The following is a 14,779-nucleotide window of genomic DNA, read 5'->3' on the forward strand; positions in this document are numbered from 1 at the left end:
AAATTTTCTATTTTATTTAATCTTCATTCCTTATCTCCTAGTCTTCTAGTCTTCTAGTCTCCTCTTCCCTCAGTCTTCTCCTTTTCAGGTAAGATATTTCTAATAAAAATTATATATTAATTTATGAAACTAATTTCTATACTAGGTTCAACAGGTTCGATCGGTACTCAAACTTTAGATATAGTAAGAGATCACCCTAATCGCTTTCAAGTAGTAGGATTAGCCGCAGGAAATAATATCACCCTTTTAGCTGAACAAATTAGAGAATTTAAGCCTGAAATTGTTGCTATTCAAAATGAAGCAAAATTAGCCCAGTTACATGAAGCGATCGCTAATTTACCTAATAAACCAATTTTATTAGCAGGAAAAGAAGCTATTTGCGAAGTTGCTAGATACGGAGAAGCCCAAAGCGTAGTTACTGGAATTGTCGGATGTGCAGGATTATTACCCACTATTGCGGCGATTAAAGCAGGAAAAGATATTGCTTTAGCTAACAAAGAAACCTTAATTGCAGGGGGACCTGTAGTGTTACCCTTAATTAAAGAGTATGGTGTTAAATTATTACCCGCCGATTCTGAGCATTCAGCAATTTTTCAATGTTTACAAGGTGTTCCCGAAAAAGGATTACGGAAAATTATTTTAACGGCTTCTGGTGGTTCATTCCGTGATTTACCTGTAGAAAAATTAGCCACTGTTACGGTTAAAGATGCCTTAAAACATCCTAATTGGTCTATGGGGCAAAAAATAACTATTGACTCAGCTACTTTGATGAATAAAGGCTTAGAAGTGATTGAAGCTCATTATTTATTCGGTTTAGATTATGATGATATAGATATTGTGATTCATCCTCAAAGCATTATCCATTCCATGATAGAGCTACAAGATACCTCTGTTTTAGCTCAATTAGGATGGGCAGATATGCGTTTACCGTTACTCTATGCTTTATCATATCCCGATCGCATTCCCACGAATTGGGAAACTTTAGACTTAGTGAAAGTAGGTAGTTTAACTTTCCGTGAACCTGATCATCATAAATATCCTTGTATGCAATTAGCTTATCATGCAGGACGGACTGGAGGTTGTCTTCCTGCGGTGTTAAATGCAGCGAATGAACAGGCTGTAGCTTTATTTTTACAAGAAAAAATTACTTTCCTCGATATTCCTCGTTTAATTGAGTCTGTGTGCGATCGCTTTTCTAGTCAGAATAAATCTAACCCTAGTTTAGATGATATTTTATACGCCGATCAATGGGCAAGGCAAGAGGTTTTAGAACAATTATCTGTATTGGTGTAATTTTAAATCATACTTAGGATCTCTTTATGAAAATCTTTTATTAGAATTCCTTCAGAAGTTAGATAATAAACAATGTTGATAATAATTGATGATTTCTAAACAATAATTGATTTAAAATTTCTTTTTTTGAAAGCTATATAAAAAAAGCTTCCCTCGCCCTTTGAAAAAAAAGTTGGGGTGAGGGCTAAATAAATTATCCTGCCTTCAAAACAACCTTTAGCAAACCTAACTAAATTATACAGAAATATTGAATTGATTAATTCCTGCTATTTCTAATATTAAATTCAACTTAACATGAAGATGAAATTATTAACTAATTCTGATTTTCCTGAAAATGTTTTTATCGCTAAAAATGCTTCGGTGATGGGTGATGTAATTATCGGAGAAGGCTCAAGTATTTGGTATGGTGCTGTGGTAAGAGGAGATGTAGAAAAAATAATTATTGGTAATTATAGTAATATTCAAGACGGTGCAGTATTACATGGAGATCCCCAGAAAGTAACAATTTTAGAAGATTATGTTACCGTTGGGCATCGGGGGGTTATTCATTCAGCACACATAAAAAAAGGTTGTTTAATCGGTATTGGGGCGATCATTTTAGATGGTGTTACTGTGGGAGAAGGTTCAATTATTGGTGCTGGTTGTGTTGTCACAAAAAATGTTGAACCACGCTCATTAATGATTGGTATTCCAGCTCGAAAAATCAGAGATATTAGTGAAGAAGAGGTAGAAAATTTAATTCAACACGCCCTTAAATATCACCAATTAGCTTTATATCACGATGGAAAAAGTGAAGATAAGGGATTTGAGTAACATTTGTTAATTGTTAATTGTTAATTGTTAATTATTTATACAGGTACATTTACAGAAGCGGAATTTAAAGATTCGACCAAACTACGTACTACGGCAATCATCGCTATTTGGTCATTTAATTTATTGACAGCAGAGCCAACACCAATACCATCAGCACCAGCAGAGATCGCCATAGGAGCAGTAACGTCCGATAATCCTGAAGCACACATAACGGGGACTTCAACAGCACGAGAAATGGCATGGGCGGTGGCAAGGGTAGGAGATGCTTTTTCAATTAAACCTAAAACACCGCTATGGTTAGGATTAGAACTTGTACCACCTTCGGTTTGAATGATGTCTGCACCTTGGGTAACTAAAGCCTGTGCTAATTCTACTTGCTCATCTAAGGGTAAAGTATGAGGTACAGTTACGGAAAGAGTAATATTAGGTAATAAAGCACGGGTTTCACGGGTTAAGCGTAAAACATCTTCGGCTGTGAAAGTGATGCCTTGAGCATAAAAACTGTCAAAGTTACCAATTTCCACTAAATCTGCACCAGCTTCTACCGCATTTGCTAATAATTCAGGTTTAACAGCGGATACACAAATGGGAAGGTTAATTAATTGACGCACGGTTTTGATTAAATTGACATCGGCGGCAATATCCACGAAAGTTGCACCACCTAATTCAGCCGCTTTACATACAGCTACAACATTATCAACATCGAAATTATTTAAACCACTAATAACTTTAAGGGCTTTTTTTGTAGCGAATGCTTGGGCTAATTTAGAGTTGTTAATCATAGTTAAACTTAAAATTTGTAACGTTTTAACTGATAATTATAGCAATGAAGAATGAATAATTAATAATATTTTGACCCGCTTAATGATTAAACTAAAATATGTCTATTTTAATTGGCAAACCTTAGTCTGGAGAGACTAGTAGACAAAGAATATTTGTTGATTTATTAGTAACTAAATAATATGCAGTTCAGATACGTCCTAGCTTAATTTTACTGGCTGAAGGTCATTTCCTTAGGCGATCAAAAAGTGGCACTGTGGGATCTGCAAAGCAGTTGCCAGAGAGTGATTGCATTTTATCTAATTAGATTGAAAGTTGTTTGATAATTCTTTGAAAAGGTAAAGAACTATTGAAGGCTTGAGATAAAATTAGTGAACCTTGAATGGAGATTGCTACATCTTCTGCTTTTTCCCTTGCCAATAATTCATCTATTCCTTCTTCTATAAATACCTGACTCATTGTTTCAATCCAAACTAAAAATAATTTTTTTACTTGATCGTGAAATAAATCACGAGCAGTACCAGATAATAAAATAGCAAATAAACATGGTTGTTCTCCTCCTTCATATAGTTCCCATAAACGATCACCCATCAACTTTAACTTAGAGAGGGAATCTCCTTGTTGACGCAAACAAGGTAAAATATATTGTTCTAACCACTGCTCAAGAAAATCTAAGACAGATTTCATCATCTCATCTTTTCCTCCCGGAAAGTGGTGGTAAAGACTAGCTTTTCCTAAACCAGTAGCCTTAGAGATTTTAGAAAGAGTCGCTCCGTCATAACCATACTTTCTAAATAATTCCAATAAACAAGGAATATAAGTTTCTTTTGCCATTTTTCTTGATTAATTTACTTTCCTTTTGACATTATACCAAATGTTCGGTACAATAAATAAATGTACCGAGCGTTCGGTATAATGAACAAAAATGACAGAAATGATTAAATAAAGGGAATTAGATAATGATTAAACTTTATGGGCATGAACTTTCAGGAAATAGCTACAAGGTAAAGTTAATGTTAGCTTTACTGAATTTAGATTATGAATGGATTAAGATTGATTTAATGAGAGGGGAACATAAACAACCTGAATTTTTAGCTTTAAATCCTTTTGGGCAAGTACCTTTATTAGTTGATGGAGAGATAGTCTTAGGAGATGCCCAAGCAATTTTAGTTTATTTAGCAAGACAATATGGTAATGAACAATGGTTGCCTTTAGCGGCTCTGCCTTTAGCAAAAGTAATTCGTTGGCTTTCCACCACTGCAGGAGAAATTCGTCAAGGAATGGAATCGACAAGACTCTATCATTTATTCAAAGCTACCAATATTAATTTAGATCGAGCTAATCAAAAAGCAGAATATATCTTGACTCAACTGAATGATCATCTTAGTAACCGAGAATGGTTAGAGTTCAATCATCCTACCATTGCTGATGTAGCAGTTTTTCCTTATGTTGGTCTTGCCACCGATGGTAAAATTGACCTTACTCCCTATCCTAATGTTTTAAGTTGGATTAATCGAGTTAAAACTCTTCCTAATTTTGTCGGTATGATTGGGATTAATAATTAACTATTAACAATTGACAATGAATAATTGAATAATTAATTATCCTAACGATTAGGGAAAATCAAAAATGCCGAGAAAATTTGGAGAAATAGCTTTTACTCCCGAAGTTCAAGTCGCTCAAAGTGATAGAGGCTCAAGGGAAATGTATGATCGTTATATCAATAATGGATCAGCCAACGATACTATTAGCCCTAAGTTAAGAGAATTTATTGCTGAAATAGAAGGTTTTTATTTAGGTACAGTTCAATCTAACGGTTATCCTTACATTCAGTTTCGGGGAAGTGCTAAGGGTTTTTTACAAGTCTTAGACGAGAAAACTTTAGGTTTTGCCGATTATTCAGGCAATTTGCAATATATCACCGTTGGTAATTTGTCTGCTGAAGATAAGGCTTTTATCTTTTTAATGGATTATCGTCACCGTAAACGGGTCAAAATTTGGGGCAAAGCTAAATATATTGAGGGAGATGAGGCATTAATTGAGCGTTTTCGCATTCCTGATTATCCTGCTGAAATTGAACGGGTTATTCTGTTTGAATTAGAAGCTTATAGCGAAAATTGTCCTCAACATATCCCTATCCGTTACTCACAATCAGAAATAGATGAGATAACAGAACCCTTAAAAGCCCGTATTGCTGAATTAGAAAAACAATTATCACAATTCATAAATCATGAAATTTAATAGAACTCAAGAATATATTAACAACTTTTATCATTATCATCTATAAAAATTAAAAATTCAGGAAAAATTAACTATGGAATCGAAACCACCTTTTCCCCCTTTTACCTTAGAAACCGCCTTACAAAAAGTGCAAATGGCTGAAAATGCTTGGAATACAAAAGATCCTGAAAAAGTCGCTTTAGCTTATACGATAGATTCTCAATGGCGTAATCGCTCCGAGTTTGTCAATGGTAGGGATGAAATTAAAGCATTTTTAACTCGTAAATGGCAACAAGAGCTTGATTATCGCTTAAAAAAAGAGTTATGGTGTTTTACGGATAATCGCATCGCCGTCAGATTTGAGTATGAATGGCATGATCAGTCTAATCAATGGTTTCGCTCTTATGGTAATGAAATGTGGGAATTTGCTGAAAATGGCTTAATGAAGTTTCGTTACGCTAGTATTAATGATGTTTTGATTATAGAATCAGAGCGTAAATTTCTTTGGAAAAGAGATTAATTTATCAACATTTAATCGTAAATCCTAATTATTTAGGGTTTGCTGAATAAATCAGAAAGCTATAAAAATAAAGGGTTTATAAATAAGACATTAACAAAAAAGTGCACAGTTTTTGCCATTTTAAGTCAAAAAATAAGTAAGTAGTATATATTTACAGACTCAAACCCTAAAAAACCTTAAAACTGCTCCCTACTCCCTACCCTCATCAAAAAACTTTTTCAGCAACCCTTATTTAGGTTTAAAAATCACGACTATTACTGAAATTACCTTATAACTACATTCCGCACGTCAATTTACACTATATAAGGTAATACTGTGAAGATATTGATAATAAGATCGCCAAAAACTATCAGTATATGTATTCTCTATAGTTATGTAAAAGTCATTGAGGTATTATTCTTTTATAAGAGAACATGAGGAATGTGGTTATAAAAAATGAACAATAGGGCAATTTTACAACTGGATTACTCCCGATATATCGCCATTTTCATGTACGTTTTTGAAGACGAGCATAATTTGGTGAGAAAGATGCTTAGTTAACAATAAACGCTTTTGTTAAGATTTAAGGGCAAAAATTTTCTCAATAACATTCTCTACTACTTTATCAGGAGTTGATGCACCAGAAGTTACCCCAACGGTAATTTTTCCTTCAGGTAGCCAATTCTCTTTAATTTCTAAATCAGTTTCGAGGGGTTTATGTTCAATTTTGTTATCTAAATAAATTCTTTTATCACTATCAATATGATAAGAAGGAATGTTATATTCTACAGAGATTTCTTGTAAATGGGTAGTGTTAGAGGAGTTAAAACCGCCGATGACGACTATTAAATCTAGTTTTTCTTTGACTAAATCTAACATTGCATCTTGTCTTTCTTGGGTAGCATCACAGATGGTATTAAAACTCATAAAATGTTCGTTTAATTCTGTTGGGGGATACTTTTTCAGCATTGTTTGCTCAAATAATTTCCCAATGGCTTCGGTTTCACTTTTTAACATGGTAGTTTGATTCGCAACTCCGACTTTTTCTAAATCGGTATCTGGGTTAAATCCTTCTGAATAAGCATTTTTAAATTTAGTTAAAAACTCTGTGCGATCGCCTCCATTTAAGATATAATCAGCGACATATTCAGCTTCAGTCATGTTTAAAACTACTAAATAAGTACCAGCAAAAGAGCTTGTAGCAACGGTTTCTTCATGTTTATACTTACCGTGAATAATAGAAGTGTAATTGCGTTTTTTGTGCTTTTCAACGGAATTCCAAACTTTAGATACCCAAGGACAAGTAGTATCAACAATAGTGCATTTTTTATCGTTAAGTAACTGCATTTCATCAACACTAGCACCAAAAGCTGGTAAAATAACGACTTCATTACTGTTAACCACAGAAAAATCTTTTAACTCACCATTGACGGGAATAAAATCCACATTCATCTCTTTTAACCGTTGATTGACAGAAGGGTTGTGGATAATTTCATTGGTAATCCAGATTTTTTCTGTAGGAAAATGAGTACGAGTTTCATAAGCCATCGCTACCGCCCTTTCTACACCCCAACAAAAACCGAAGGCTTCAGCGAGACGAATAGTCACATCACCTTTAGTAATTTGATAGTTATTTTGACGAATAGTTTGAATTAGACTACTTTGATATTCTTGATTTAGGGTTGCCGTGACTTCTTCTTGATGTCCAAATCCTTTGCGGTGATAATTGTCTGACTGTTGCAGATTACGTTTAAAAGTTTTAGTATCCATACAATAAATAATCAATAATTAATAATTAAGAATAACTATACACTGGACAATGAAGAATGAATATTTTTTCATTTCCAATCAAAGTTTCACTATTCAATCCCAGCATGATAGGAACTACGTACTAAAGGGCTACTACGTACATGACTAAATCCTAATGAATAAGCTATTTTTCCCAACTCGTCAAATTCCGCAGGAGTCCAATATTTTTCAACGGGTAAATGTGCCAATGATGGACGCATATATTGACCTAAAGTTAGGCGATCGCAATTAATATTTCTTAAGTCTTCAAGGGTATTAATAATTTCTGCTTTAGTTTCTCCTAAGCCTAACATTAACCCTGATTTGGTGGAAATAGTAGAATTTAATTCTTTAACGATAGCTAAAACTCGCAATGAGCGATCATATTTTGCCCCTCGTCTTACAGAATTTTGTAATCTGGCAACGGTTTCTAAGTTGTGATTATAACAGGCAGGTTTAGCCTCAACTATGGTTTTAACACTTTCTCTTTGTTGATTGAGGGCATCTTTTCCAGTACCGAAATCAGGAGTTAATACCTCAATTTGTGTCTGAGGATTTATCAAACGAATAGCATTCATAACCTTCACAAACCAACTTGCACCACCATCGGTTAAGTCATCCCTTGCTACGGAGGTTAAAACTACATATTTTAATTGTAATAAATTAACGGCTTCGGCGATTTTTTTCGGTTCATCTTCATCTAAAGCCATCGGAGAATGTCCTTTATCCACTTGACAAAATGCACAACTGCGAGTGCAAGTCGGACCCATTAGTAGAAAAGTTGCAGTACCTTGACTATAGCATTCTCCTCGATTTGGGCAACGCCCTTCTTCACAAATAGTATGAATTTGACGCTGTTTGACAATTTTTTGCACTTTAGAAATTTCTGAGGCTTTACCAATGGGTGATCTTAACCACGAAGGAAGATTAATCAATGAAGATTCAGAAGAAATAGTTTGAGTCATGGTAAAGAGGATAAAAACATCAGAAAATAAATATTTTTGATCATATTTTAATATACTTAATAAGATTAAGGTTTTTATTTTTTGCAAGGAGTTTGATTGTGGCAAATCACAAAATTTTAGTTATTGATGACAGTATGGTCATTAGAAGAACTGTAAAGGATATGTTGCCGCCGGGTAAATTTGATGTGGTGGAAGCAAAAGACGGACTTCAAGGCATGGAATTAATACATAGTAGTAATCCCAACTTAATTATGTTGGATTTCTTTCTACCGAAAATGAGTGGATGGGAAGTTTATCAAGAAATACAAAAAAATCCGGGCTTAAGAGCAATTCCATTACTCTTAATGTCTGGAAGAAAGGATGAAGTAACAGACAAAATACCCGAACCTTTTGAATTTTTCTCTTTCTTAGAAAAACCCTTTGATCAAAAACAGTTGATTCAAGGTATCCGTGATTCCATGGAAAAATCTAAGAAATTAGCTCACTTAACTGATAGTAGTGCAACATCAGCAAAAATTACTCAAGGTGGCACGATGAGTAATGCAGAAATTGAGCAGTTACAAGCTAGAGTTGCGACTTTAGAATCAGAAATGGCACAGATGAAAAAACAAGTTAATCAGTTAGTATCATTTATCAAGAAAAAATTACAGTAAATTCGTTCGACTTTTTTAAATGAAAAATTAGAGAATTGGCAATTTGAAAATTTATAATTTATCAAAGTTCTAAAGTTTATCATGCTTTGCCTTTTATCGATTTTTATCTTAACTATTAACCGATAAATAACTATCATAGAACATAATTAAGAGTTTATAGTTGATTTTGGGTAGCGATAATTTTCTTGAGTTTTTAAATATTTATGTTAATTATTAATCAGTTTTTTTTTCTATTTAAAGTTTTATTTTTTTCTACTCTTATCTCTATTTTGATTAAATACGGATTAGATAATTTATTAATTCAAGAGGCAACATATTTAGCACCAATAATTATTTTTGCTCCTGTAATTATTATATTTATGATATTAGTAATAAGACAAAATAAAAAAGCATAATAAATTATCGACTATCAATGATGAACTTTGCTAAATGGATTAGTTTTAGTTTTGTTATAATTTGTATATATATTCTCTGGCAAATAAAACAGATGTTATTATTAGCTTTAACAGCCCTTGTTTTAGCTTTAACATTAAATATTTTAGTAAAAAAATTGATAGATTTAGGTTTAAAAAGAATTTACGGAATTTTACTATCTATTTTAACTTTATTTGCCATAATCATTTTATTTTTCTTAATATTAGTTCCTTCTCTTATTTCTCAGTTTCAAGAATTATTTACTCTTGTCCCTAAAGGAATTAACAAATTGATTTTAGAATTAGATAATTTTAAATATTATATTTCCCCTGATTTTAGCGATTCTTTACCAGATCTTCAAGAAATTTTAGTACAATTACAGCCTATATTTAGTAATTTATACAAAAAAGGGTTTAATTTTATTTTTGGTTTTTTTGGTGTTTTATTAAGTAGCCTATTATTACTAGCTTTAACTTTAATGATTCTTGTTGATCCATTACCTTATAAACAAGGCTTTATTCGCTTATTTCCTAGTTTTTATAGAACTCGTATTAATGTTATTTTACATCAAACTAAAATACAATTAGAAGAATGGTTAGCAGATACATTTATCAAAATAACTAGCGTAATTATTTTAACTTTTTTATGTTTATTAATTCTTCAAGTTCCCCTCGTATCAGCTCAAGCATTATTAGCAGGAATTTTAGCTTTTATTCCTTATATTGGTCCAACTATTAGCGTTATTTCTCCTATGGCGATCGCCTTTCTTTACTCTCCATGGATACCTTGGCTAATTTTGATTTTTTATATCACGATTTATCAAGTGACAGATAAAATAATCATTCCCAAACTAAGACAAAATAGAGTAGTTTTAATTCCTGCAAATGTTATCATCGGAGAGGTTATTTTTGCTAACTTTTTAGGATTATTAGGACTATTTTTGGCCTTGCCATTAATAATTATTTCCCAAATTTTAATTAAAGAAATTTTAATCAAAGATATTTTTGATCATTGGCAAATAAAATAATCAGTAATTAGTACTACTCAGATTCTATAGAAAGTTGATACAATACGGAAGAAAAAGAATTAAGATCGATTATGGTAACAACAACGAGTTCTAAAACACTATCATTACAGACTGAGAAGATTATTAAAGAAATAAACTGGCCTTTATTAACATCTATCAGTATTCATGGTTTATTTTTTACCCTGATTTTTCCTCAATGGAATCCTGAAATTAATTCTAACGGGAAAATTGGTGACTCAGGAAACACTCCAGTCGTCGAACTGAACACAATAGAACAAACTCGCTTACCGGATTTAAACCCTCGCAATTCTTTTAACTGGGATAGTATTAGCACAATTCCTCCTACAGATAATTCATTACCTCCTCTTTCAGCTATTAATATCCCTACTCCACCATCGTCTAGCAACGCTGAATTTTTCTTACCCAGTTTTGACAGTGGTGCAATGGCAAATTTACCCTCACCTCCTTCTTTGCCGCCATCAACGAATTTTTCTCCCATTAACGAATCTTATAGTGTTAATCTTCCCAATCCAACGGATTTACCACCGCCACCATCTCTGAATGAGAATGCCATAGCTACATTACCTTCTGCCGTTAACTATGATATTCCTCGTGCCAACTTTGAGACTCCCACCACTGGTAAAGTAATAGACATAAATGCAGATCCAGATCAAGATCAACAAGCACAAATTAGACAAAAATTATTTTCTAATTCCGAGATACAAATAACGGCTAATCCCAGAGATATTATCAATGGAAGGATTCCTCCAACTTATAGTCAAATAGATGAAAATGGTAATGTCACCATTCTTCCTCCCTCAGAAGTTCGTCCAAATTTTGGCAATGTATCAATTAAGTTACAAAAACAGCAAGAAAATACTAGCGATGAAGATGCTCGAAAAAATTATGTAGCTTGGGCTAAATCCGTTGAAACTGTCACTCCACAACAATTAACGTTATTAGGAATATATCCGAAAGAAGCTTGTGTTGGAAAGTTAGAAGGTACTGCTACCTATGGGGTAAGCGTTAGCCCTAGTGGAGGAGTTATTAACAGTCAACTTATTAAGAGTTCGGGTTATCCTTTACTCAATGATCAAGCCCTAAAACAGATTAGATCTCGTAACTTTGCTAATGATAGTGGTGCTAATCAACCTTATCACGTTTATGTGAATTTTAATTATAATTCGCAAATTTGTCCTTCTTTATCTATTTCTAATGTGGGTGAAACTTCTCCTGCAAATCCTTCGACAACAACTGATGTAAATATTCCTCCTGTGAATAATAATAATATACAGCAGATAAAAACTCCTTCTGCAAATCCTGAAAAAGAAACACGGGAAAATAAAATTAATACAGTTTCTACTCCTAAATCACCACAAATACGTCAGTCTTCTCCTGAAACAAAGCCCGTGACAATACAAGAAAGTTCTCAAACTTCAGATCTAAAATTACCAGTAGAAAATAAATTAGAAACCCCAGCTAATAATATCAAACTTGAAGCTGAATTAGAAGTTAAACCTTCACCAACAAAAACTGAGATTTCAGAACCACAAACTGGAGAATCTAAGTTACAATAACACAATATTTTGTTCATTAATTAATAATTTTAATAATGGAGTTTTAAATATTTTTTATGTAAACAATTTTTTTTAACCAATTCATCTCCTTAAAGTATAAAGATATAAACCAGTTCAATTAAACGGTAATTTGATGATGACGAAAATTAATGAGCAAAGAATTTTAAATCGCACTCCTATAGTGTGTAAAATTTTTGATTGTGAAGGTAAATTTCTTGGTTTTAGTTTTGATCTAAGTCTTTCTGGAATACAAGTAATTATAGATAAAAATTTTCCTTTTCAATCACCTTTTAAAATTTTTTTAAATTATCAAAAAGAGGAAGAAATTATCAACTCAGATCTTATTGTTAATATAGAGCCAGTGTGGCGATTTTCTCCCAATGAAGAATTAGAACAAATTGGAGGAAAAATTATCAAGGTAGATAATCCTAAGAATTTTGAAAAATTAGTCAGTTCTTCTGTAGTGAATGCTCAAAAAAAGAATTAATAATTAGGATTTGCTTAAATGATACTCAGCTAAAAATTTAATTTTTGGTGATTTAAGATAACGAATACTATAAAAATACCTTTTATGAAACTTTTAGTTAAACTTTAGTATCAGGTAAAGATTTTTTGAAAATATATAACCAGATTAAGCCAAATATTCCAAAAGTAATAGCACTTAAGCTTACAATTTGAGCTATACGTAAAAATCCAACCATTAAACTATCAGTTCTAAAACCTTCAATCCAAACTCTACCAAGACTATAAGCAATTAAATATACTAAAGAAATAGTACCATTTTTGAGATTATTATTATGTTTAATATTCCAGAAAAAAATACTAATTAATAAAATAAAAACTCCTATATTCCACAAAGATTCATATAAAAAAGTAGGATGAAAATAGTTAAAATCTATATATTCAAAAGGACGATTTTGTGGTGGAATATATAATTTCCAAGGAACATTTGTGGGAATACCAAAGGCTTCGGAATTAAAAAAATTACCCCATCTACCAATAGCTTGTCCTAAAATTAAAGACGGAGCAATAACATCAGTTAATTCCCAAAAAGATTGATGGTTTATCTTACTAAAAATTAAAGCGGCAATAACACCACCAATAATAGCACCATGAATAGCAATTCCTCCCTGCCAAATTGCAATTATATCTTGAGGATGTTGAGCATAATTTTCCCACTCAAATAAGACATAATAAATTCTAGCGGCGGGAATAGCACCGATAACTAACCAGATAACTAAATCACTAATTAAATCAGGGTTAATATTACGATATTCTCCTAATTTTTGAGCAATAATAACACCTATTACTACTGCTGAAGCAATTAAAAATCCATACCATCTTAAACTAATGAAGCCCATTTCAAATAAAATAGGACCTGGGGATTGAAATTGAAAAGCAAAAAAATTTATCATTTATTTTTAAATATTTATTATCAATTATCAATTATTAATTATTATCTATCAATTATCAATCAATGACAGATTATTTTGATGTTATCATTGTCGGCGGCGGTGCAGCTGGTTTTTTCGGGGCGATTAATTGTGCTATACATAATCCTAGTCTTACGGTGACAATTTTAGAAGCGACAAATCAATTATTAGCAAAAGTAAAAATTTCTGGGGGTGGCAGATGTAATGTTACTCATCATTGTTTTAACCCCAGTGAGTTGGTGAATAATTATCCTCGTGGGGGCAAAGAATTAAGAGGTGCTTTTTCTCGATTTCAACCTCAAGATACGATTAAATGGTTTGAAAGTCGGGGAGTGAAATTAAAAACCGAAGCCGATGGTAGAATTTTTCCTGTTACCGATGATTCTCAAACGATTATTGATTGTTTAGTAAAAACTGCCCAAGAATTGGGGATAAAAATCTTAACTCAAACTCCTGTTAAAGAAATTAATAAAACAGAATTTGGTTTTAATTTAACTCTTAAATCAGGTAAAATTTTAACCAGTAAATCTATTTTAATTGCCACGGGAAGTAATGCTTTAGGTTATGAATGGGCAAAAAAATTAGGGCATTCTATACAATCTCCAACACCTTCTTTATTTACTTTTAAAATTAAAGATATTCGCTTAGATAATTTAGCAGGAATTAGCGTTAATAATGTTCATTTACAACTGAGTGTTAAACAAGGAAAAAAACTAGAGCAAAAGGGATCATTATTAATAACTCATTGGGGATTAAGTGGTCCTGCGATATTAAAATTATCAGCATGGGGTGCTAGAGTTTTATACGAAAATAAATATAATTTACCTTTAATTATTAATTGGCTGCCTGAATATAACTTAGAGTCTATCAAACAAGAATTATTGAACATAAAAGAATCAATATTAAAACAAAAAGTTATTAATTATAATCAATTTAATATTCCGAAAAGATTATGGCAAAGCTTTGTTAATTATAGTTTAACTAATGTTGATAAAATTTGGGCTGAAATAACTAAAAAAGAAATGGAAAAATTAGCCATAGAATTGACTAAAGGAGAATTTATTATTCAAGGTAAAGGAATGTTTAAAGATGAATTTGTGACTTGTGGAGGAATTACGTTAAAAGAGGTTGATTTTAAGACAATGATGAGTAGAGTTTGTCCTAATTTATATTTTGCTGGAGAGATTTTAGACATTGACGGAGTAACAGGAGGATTCAATTTTCAAAATGCTTGGACTACTGGTTATTTAGCTGGTATTTCAATAAAAAATGATAAAGTAGAGTGATATGAACAATTTGATAAATTAAAGGAAGAAA

15 protein-coding genes are annotated in these 14,779 nt (G+C 32.2%); 10 read left to right on the plus strand and 5 right to left on the minus strand.

The window, feature by feature from the left end:
- Positions 1–123: 123 nt before the first annotated feature.
- Positions 124–1,293 (plus strand): 1-deoxy-D-xylulose-5-phosphate reductoisomerase, encoded by a 1,170-nt coding sequence (gene dxr / locus GM3708_RS02635; RefSeq protein ID WP_066343894.1) that lies wholly within the window; start codon positions 124–126, stop codon positions 1,291–1,293.
- Between the two features lie 300 nt (positions 1,294–1,593).
- On the plus strand, positions 1,594–2,106 hold the full coding sequence (locus GM3708_RS02640) for a gamma carbonic anhydrase family protein (protein WP_066343895.1): 513 nt from the start codon (positions 1,594–1,596) through the stop codon (positions 2,104–2,106).
- Between the two features lie 35 nt (positions 2,107–2,141).
- Here the strand turns inward: GM3708_RS02640 and GM3708_RS02645 are convergent, their stop codons facing one another.
- Together GM3708_RS02645 and GM3708_RS02650 are read right to left on the minus strand one after the other, a co-directional pair.
- A complete protein-coding gene (locus GM3708_RS02645; RefSeq protein WP_066343896.1) occupies positions 2,142–2,888 on the minus strand; it encodes a DUF561 domain-containing protein in 747 nt (248 codons plus the stop codon).
- 301 nt (positions 2,889–3,189) lie between these two features.
- The gene (locus GM3708_RS02650) at positions 3,190–3,720 is read right to left on the minus strand and encodes a TetR/AcrR family transcriptional regulator (protein ID WP_066343897.1); all 531 of its coding nucleotides are present in this window, start codon (positions 3,718–3,720) and stop codon (positions 3,190–3,192) included.
- 125 nt (positions 3,721–3,845) lie between these two features.
- On the opposite strand from GM3708_RS02650, the gene GM3708_RS02655 reads away from it, so the two are divergent.
- The 3 genes from GM3708_RS02655 (at position 3,846) to GM3708_RS02665 (ending at position 5,626) form a co-directional block, all read left to right on the plus strand.
- Positions 3,846–4,451, plus strand: a complete 606-nt coding sequence (locus GM3708_RS02655; protein ID WP_066343899.1) for a glutathione S-transferase family protein — start codon at positions 3,846–3,848, stop codon at positions 4,449–4,451.
- A gap of 64 nt (positions 4,452–4,515) precedes the next feature.
- A complete protein-coding gene (locus tag GM3708_RS02660) occupies positions 4,516–5,127 on the plus strand; it encodes a pyridoxamine 5'-phosphate oxidase family protein (protein ID WP_066343900.1) in 612 nt (203 codons plus the stop codon).
- 73 nt (positions 5,128–5,200) lie between these two features.
- On the plus strand, positions 5,201–5,626 hold the full coding sequence (locus tag GM3708_RS02665) for a nuclear transport factor 2 family protein (protein WP_066343902.1): 426 nt from the start codon (positions 5,201–5,203) through the stop codon (positions 5,624–5,626).
- 555 nt (positions 5,627–6,181) lie between these two features.
- Here the strand turns inward: GM3708_RS02665 and GM3708_RS02670 are convergent.
- Positions 6,182–7,375, minus strand: a complete 1,194-nt coding sequence (locus GM3708_RS02670) for a 4-hydroxy-3-methylbut-2-enyl diphosphate reductase (RefSeq protein ID WP_066343904.1) — start codon at positions 7,373–7,375, stop codon at positions 6,182–6,184.
- Positions 7,376–7,464: 89 nt separating this feature from the next.
- Positions 7,465–8,358 (minus strand): lipoyl synthase, encoded by an 894-nt coding sequence (gene lipA, locus GM3708_RS02675; protein ID WP_066349315.1) that lies wholly within the window; start codon positions 8,356–8,358, stop codon positions 7,465–7,467.
- A gap of 98 nt (positions 8,359–8,456) precedes the next feature.
- Here lipA and GM3708_RS02680 point away from each other — a divergent pair, with 98 nt between their 5' ends.
- From GM3708_RS02680 to GM3708_RS02700, 4 genes are all read left to right on the plus strand, one after another.
- On the plus strand, positions 8,457–9,011 hold the full coding sequence (locus GM3708_RS02680; RefSeq protein WP_066343908.1) for a response regulator: 555 nt from the start codon (positions 8,457–8,459) through the stop codon (positions 9,009–9,011).
- 412 nt (positions 9,012–9,423) lie between these two features.
- Positions 9,424–10,452, plus strand: coding sequence for an AI-2E family transporter (locus tag GM3708_RS02690; protein ID WP_231933037.1), 1,029 nt, complete (start codon positions 9,424–9,426; stop codon positions 10,450–10,452).
- Between the two features lie 71 nt (positions 10,453–10,523).
- Complete coding sequence (locus tag GM3708_RS02695) at positions 10,524–12,029, plus strand: TonB family protein (protein WP_066343910.1); 1,506 nt, start codon at positions 10,524–10,526, stop codon at positions 12,027–12,029.
- Positions 12,030–12,162: 133 nt separating this feature from the next.
- A complete protein-coding gene (locus GM3708_RS02700) occupies positions 12,163–12,516 on the plus strand; it encodes a PilZ domain-containing protein (protein ID WP_144439268.1) in 354 nt (117 codons plus the stop codon).
- A 97-nt stretch (positions 12,517–12,613) separates the two neighbouring features.
- Here GM3708_RS02700 and lgt read toward each other — a convergent pair whose 3' ends face one another.
- Positions 12,614–13,444 (minus strand): prolipoprotein diacylglyceryl transferase, encoded by an 831-nt coding sequence (gene lgt / locus GM3708_RS02705; RefSeq protein WP_066343912.1) that lies wholly within the window; start codon positions 13,442–13,444, stop codon positions 12,614–12,616.
- 62 nt (positions 13,445–13,506) lie between these two features.
- Here lgt and GM3708_RS02710 point away from each other — a divergent pair, with 62 nt between their 5' ends.
- On the plus strand, positions 13,507–14,748 hold the full coding sequence (locus GM3708_RS02710) for an NAD(P)/FAD-dependent oxidoreductase (RefSeq protein WP_066343913.1): 1,242 nt from the start codon (positions 13,507–13,509) through the stop codon (positions 14,746–14,748).
- Positions 14,749–14,779 lie beyond the last annotated feature (31 nt).

Origin of the sequence: Geminocystis sp. NIES-3708, assembly GCF_001548095.1 — a bacterium.
In the GTDB taxonomy this organism is placed as follows: domain Bacteria; phylum Cyanobacteriota; class Cyanobacteriia; order Cyanobacteriales; family Cyanobacteriaceae; genus Geminocystis.

What these genes read in the sequence shown, in the direction of transcription:
- GM3708_RS02660 (WP_066343900.1), top strand. Translation starts at nt 4,516, where the DNA reads ATGCCGAGAAAATTTGGAGAAATAGCTTTTACTCCCGAAGTTCAAGTC.
- lgt (WP_066343912.1), bottom strand. Translation starts at nt 13,444, where the DNA reads ATGATAAATTTTTTTGCTTTTCAATTTCAATCCCCAGGTCCTATTTTA.
- GM3708_RS02645 (WP_066343896.1), bottom strand. Translation starts at nt 2,888, where the DNA reads ATGATTAACAACTCTAAATTAGCCCAAGCATTCGCTACAAAAAAAGCC.
- GM3708_RS02700 (WP_144439268.1), top strand. Translation starts at nt 12,163, where the DNA reads ATGATGACGAAAATTAATGAGCAAAGAATTTTAAATCGCACTCCTATA.
- GM3708_RS02690 (WP_231933037.1), top strand. Translation starts at nt 9,424, where the DNA reads ATGATGAACTTTGCTAAATGGATTAGTTTTAGTTTTGTTATAATTTGT.
- GM3708_RS02710 (WP_066343913.1), top strand. Translation starts at nt 13,507, where the DNA reads ATGACAGATTATTTTGATGTTATCATTGTCGGCGGCGGTGCAGCTGGT.
- GM3708_RS02640 (WP_066343895.1), top strand. Translation starts at nt 1,594, where the DNA reads ATGAAATTATTAACTAATTCTGATTTTCCTGAAAATGTTTTTATCGCT.
- GM3708_RS02665 (WP_066343902.1), top strand. Translation starts at nt 5,201, where the DNA reads ATGGAATCGAAACCACCTTTTCCCCCTTTTACCTTAGAAACCGCCTTA.
- GM3708_RS02655 (WP_066343899.1), top strand. Translation starts at nt 3,846, where the DNA reads ATGATTAAACTTTATGGGCATGAACTTTCAGGAAATAGCTACAAGGTA.
- dxr (WP_066343894.1), top strand. Translation starts at nt 124, where the DNA reads ATGAAACTAATTTCTATACTAGGTTCAACAGGTTCGATCGGTACTCAA.
- lipA (WP_066349315.1), bottom strand. Translation starts at nt 8,358, where the DNA reads ATGACTCAAACTATTTCTTCTGAATCTTCATTGATTAATCTTCCTTCG.
- GM3708_RS02695 (WP_066343910.1), top strand. Translation starts at nt 10,524, where the DNA reads ATGGTAACAACAACGAGTTCTAAAACACTATCATTACAGACTGAGAAG.
- GM3708_RS02650 (WP_066343897.1), bottom strand. Translation starts at nt 3,720, where the DNA reads ATGGCAAAAGAAACTTATATTCCTTGTTTATTGGAATTATTTAGAAAG.
- GM3708_RS02670 (WP_066343904.1), bottom strand. Translation starts at nt 7,375, where the DNA reads ATGGATACTAAAACTTTTAAACGTAATCTGCAACAGTCAGACAATTAT.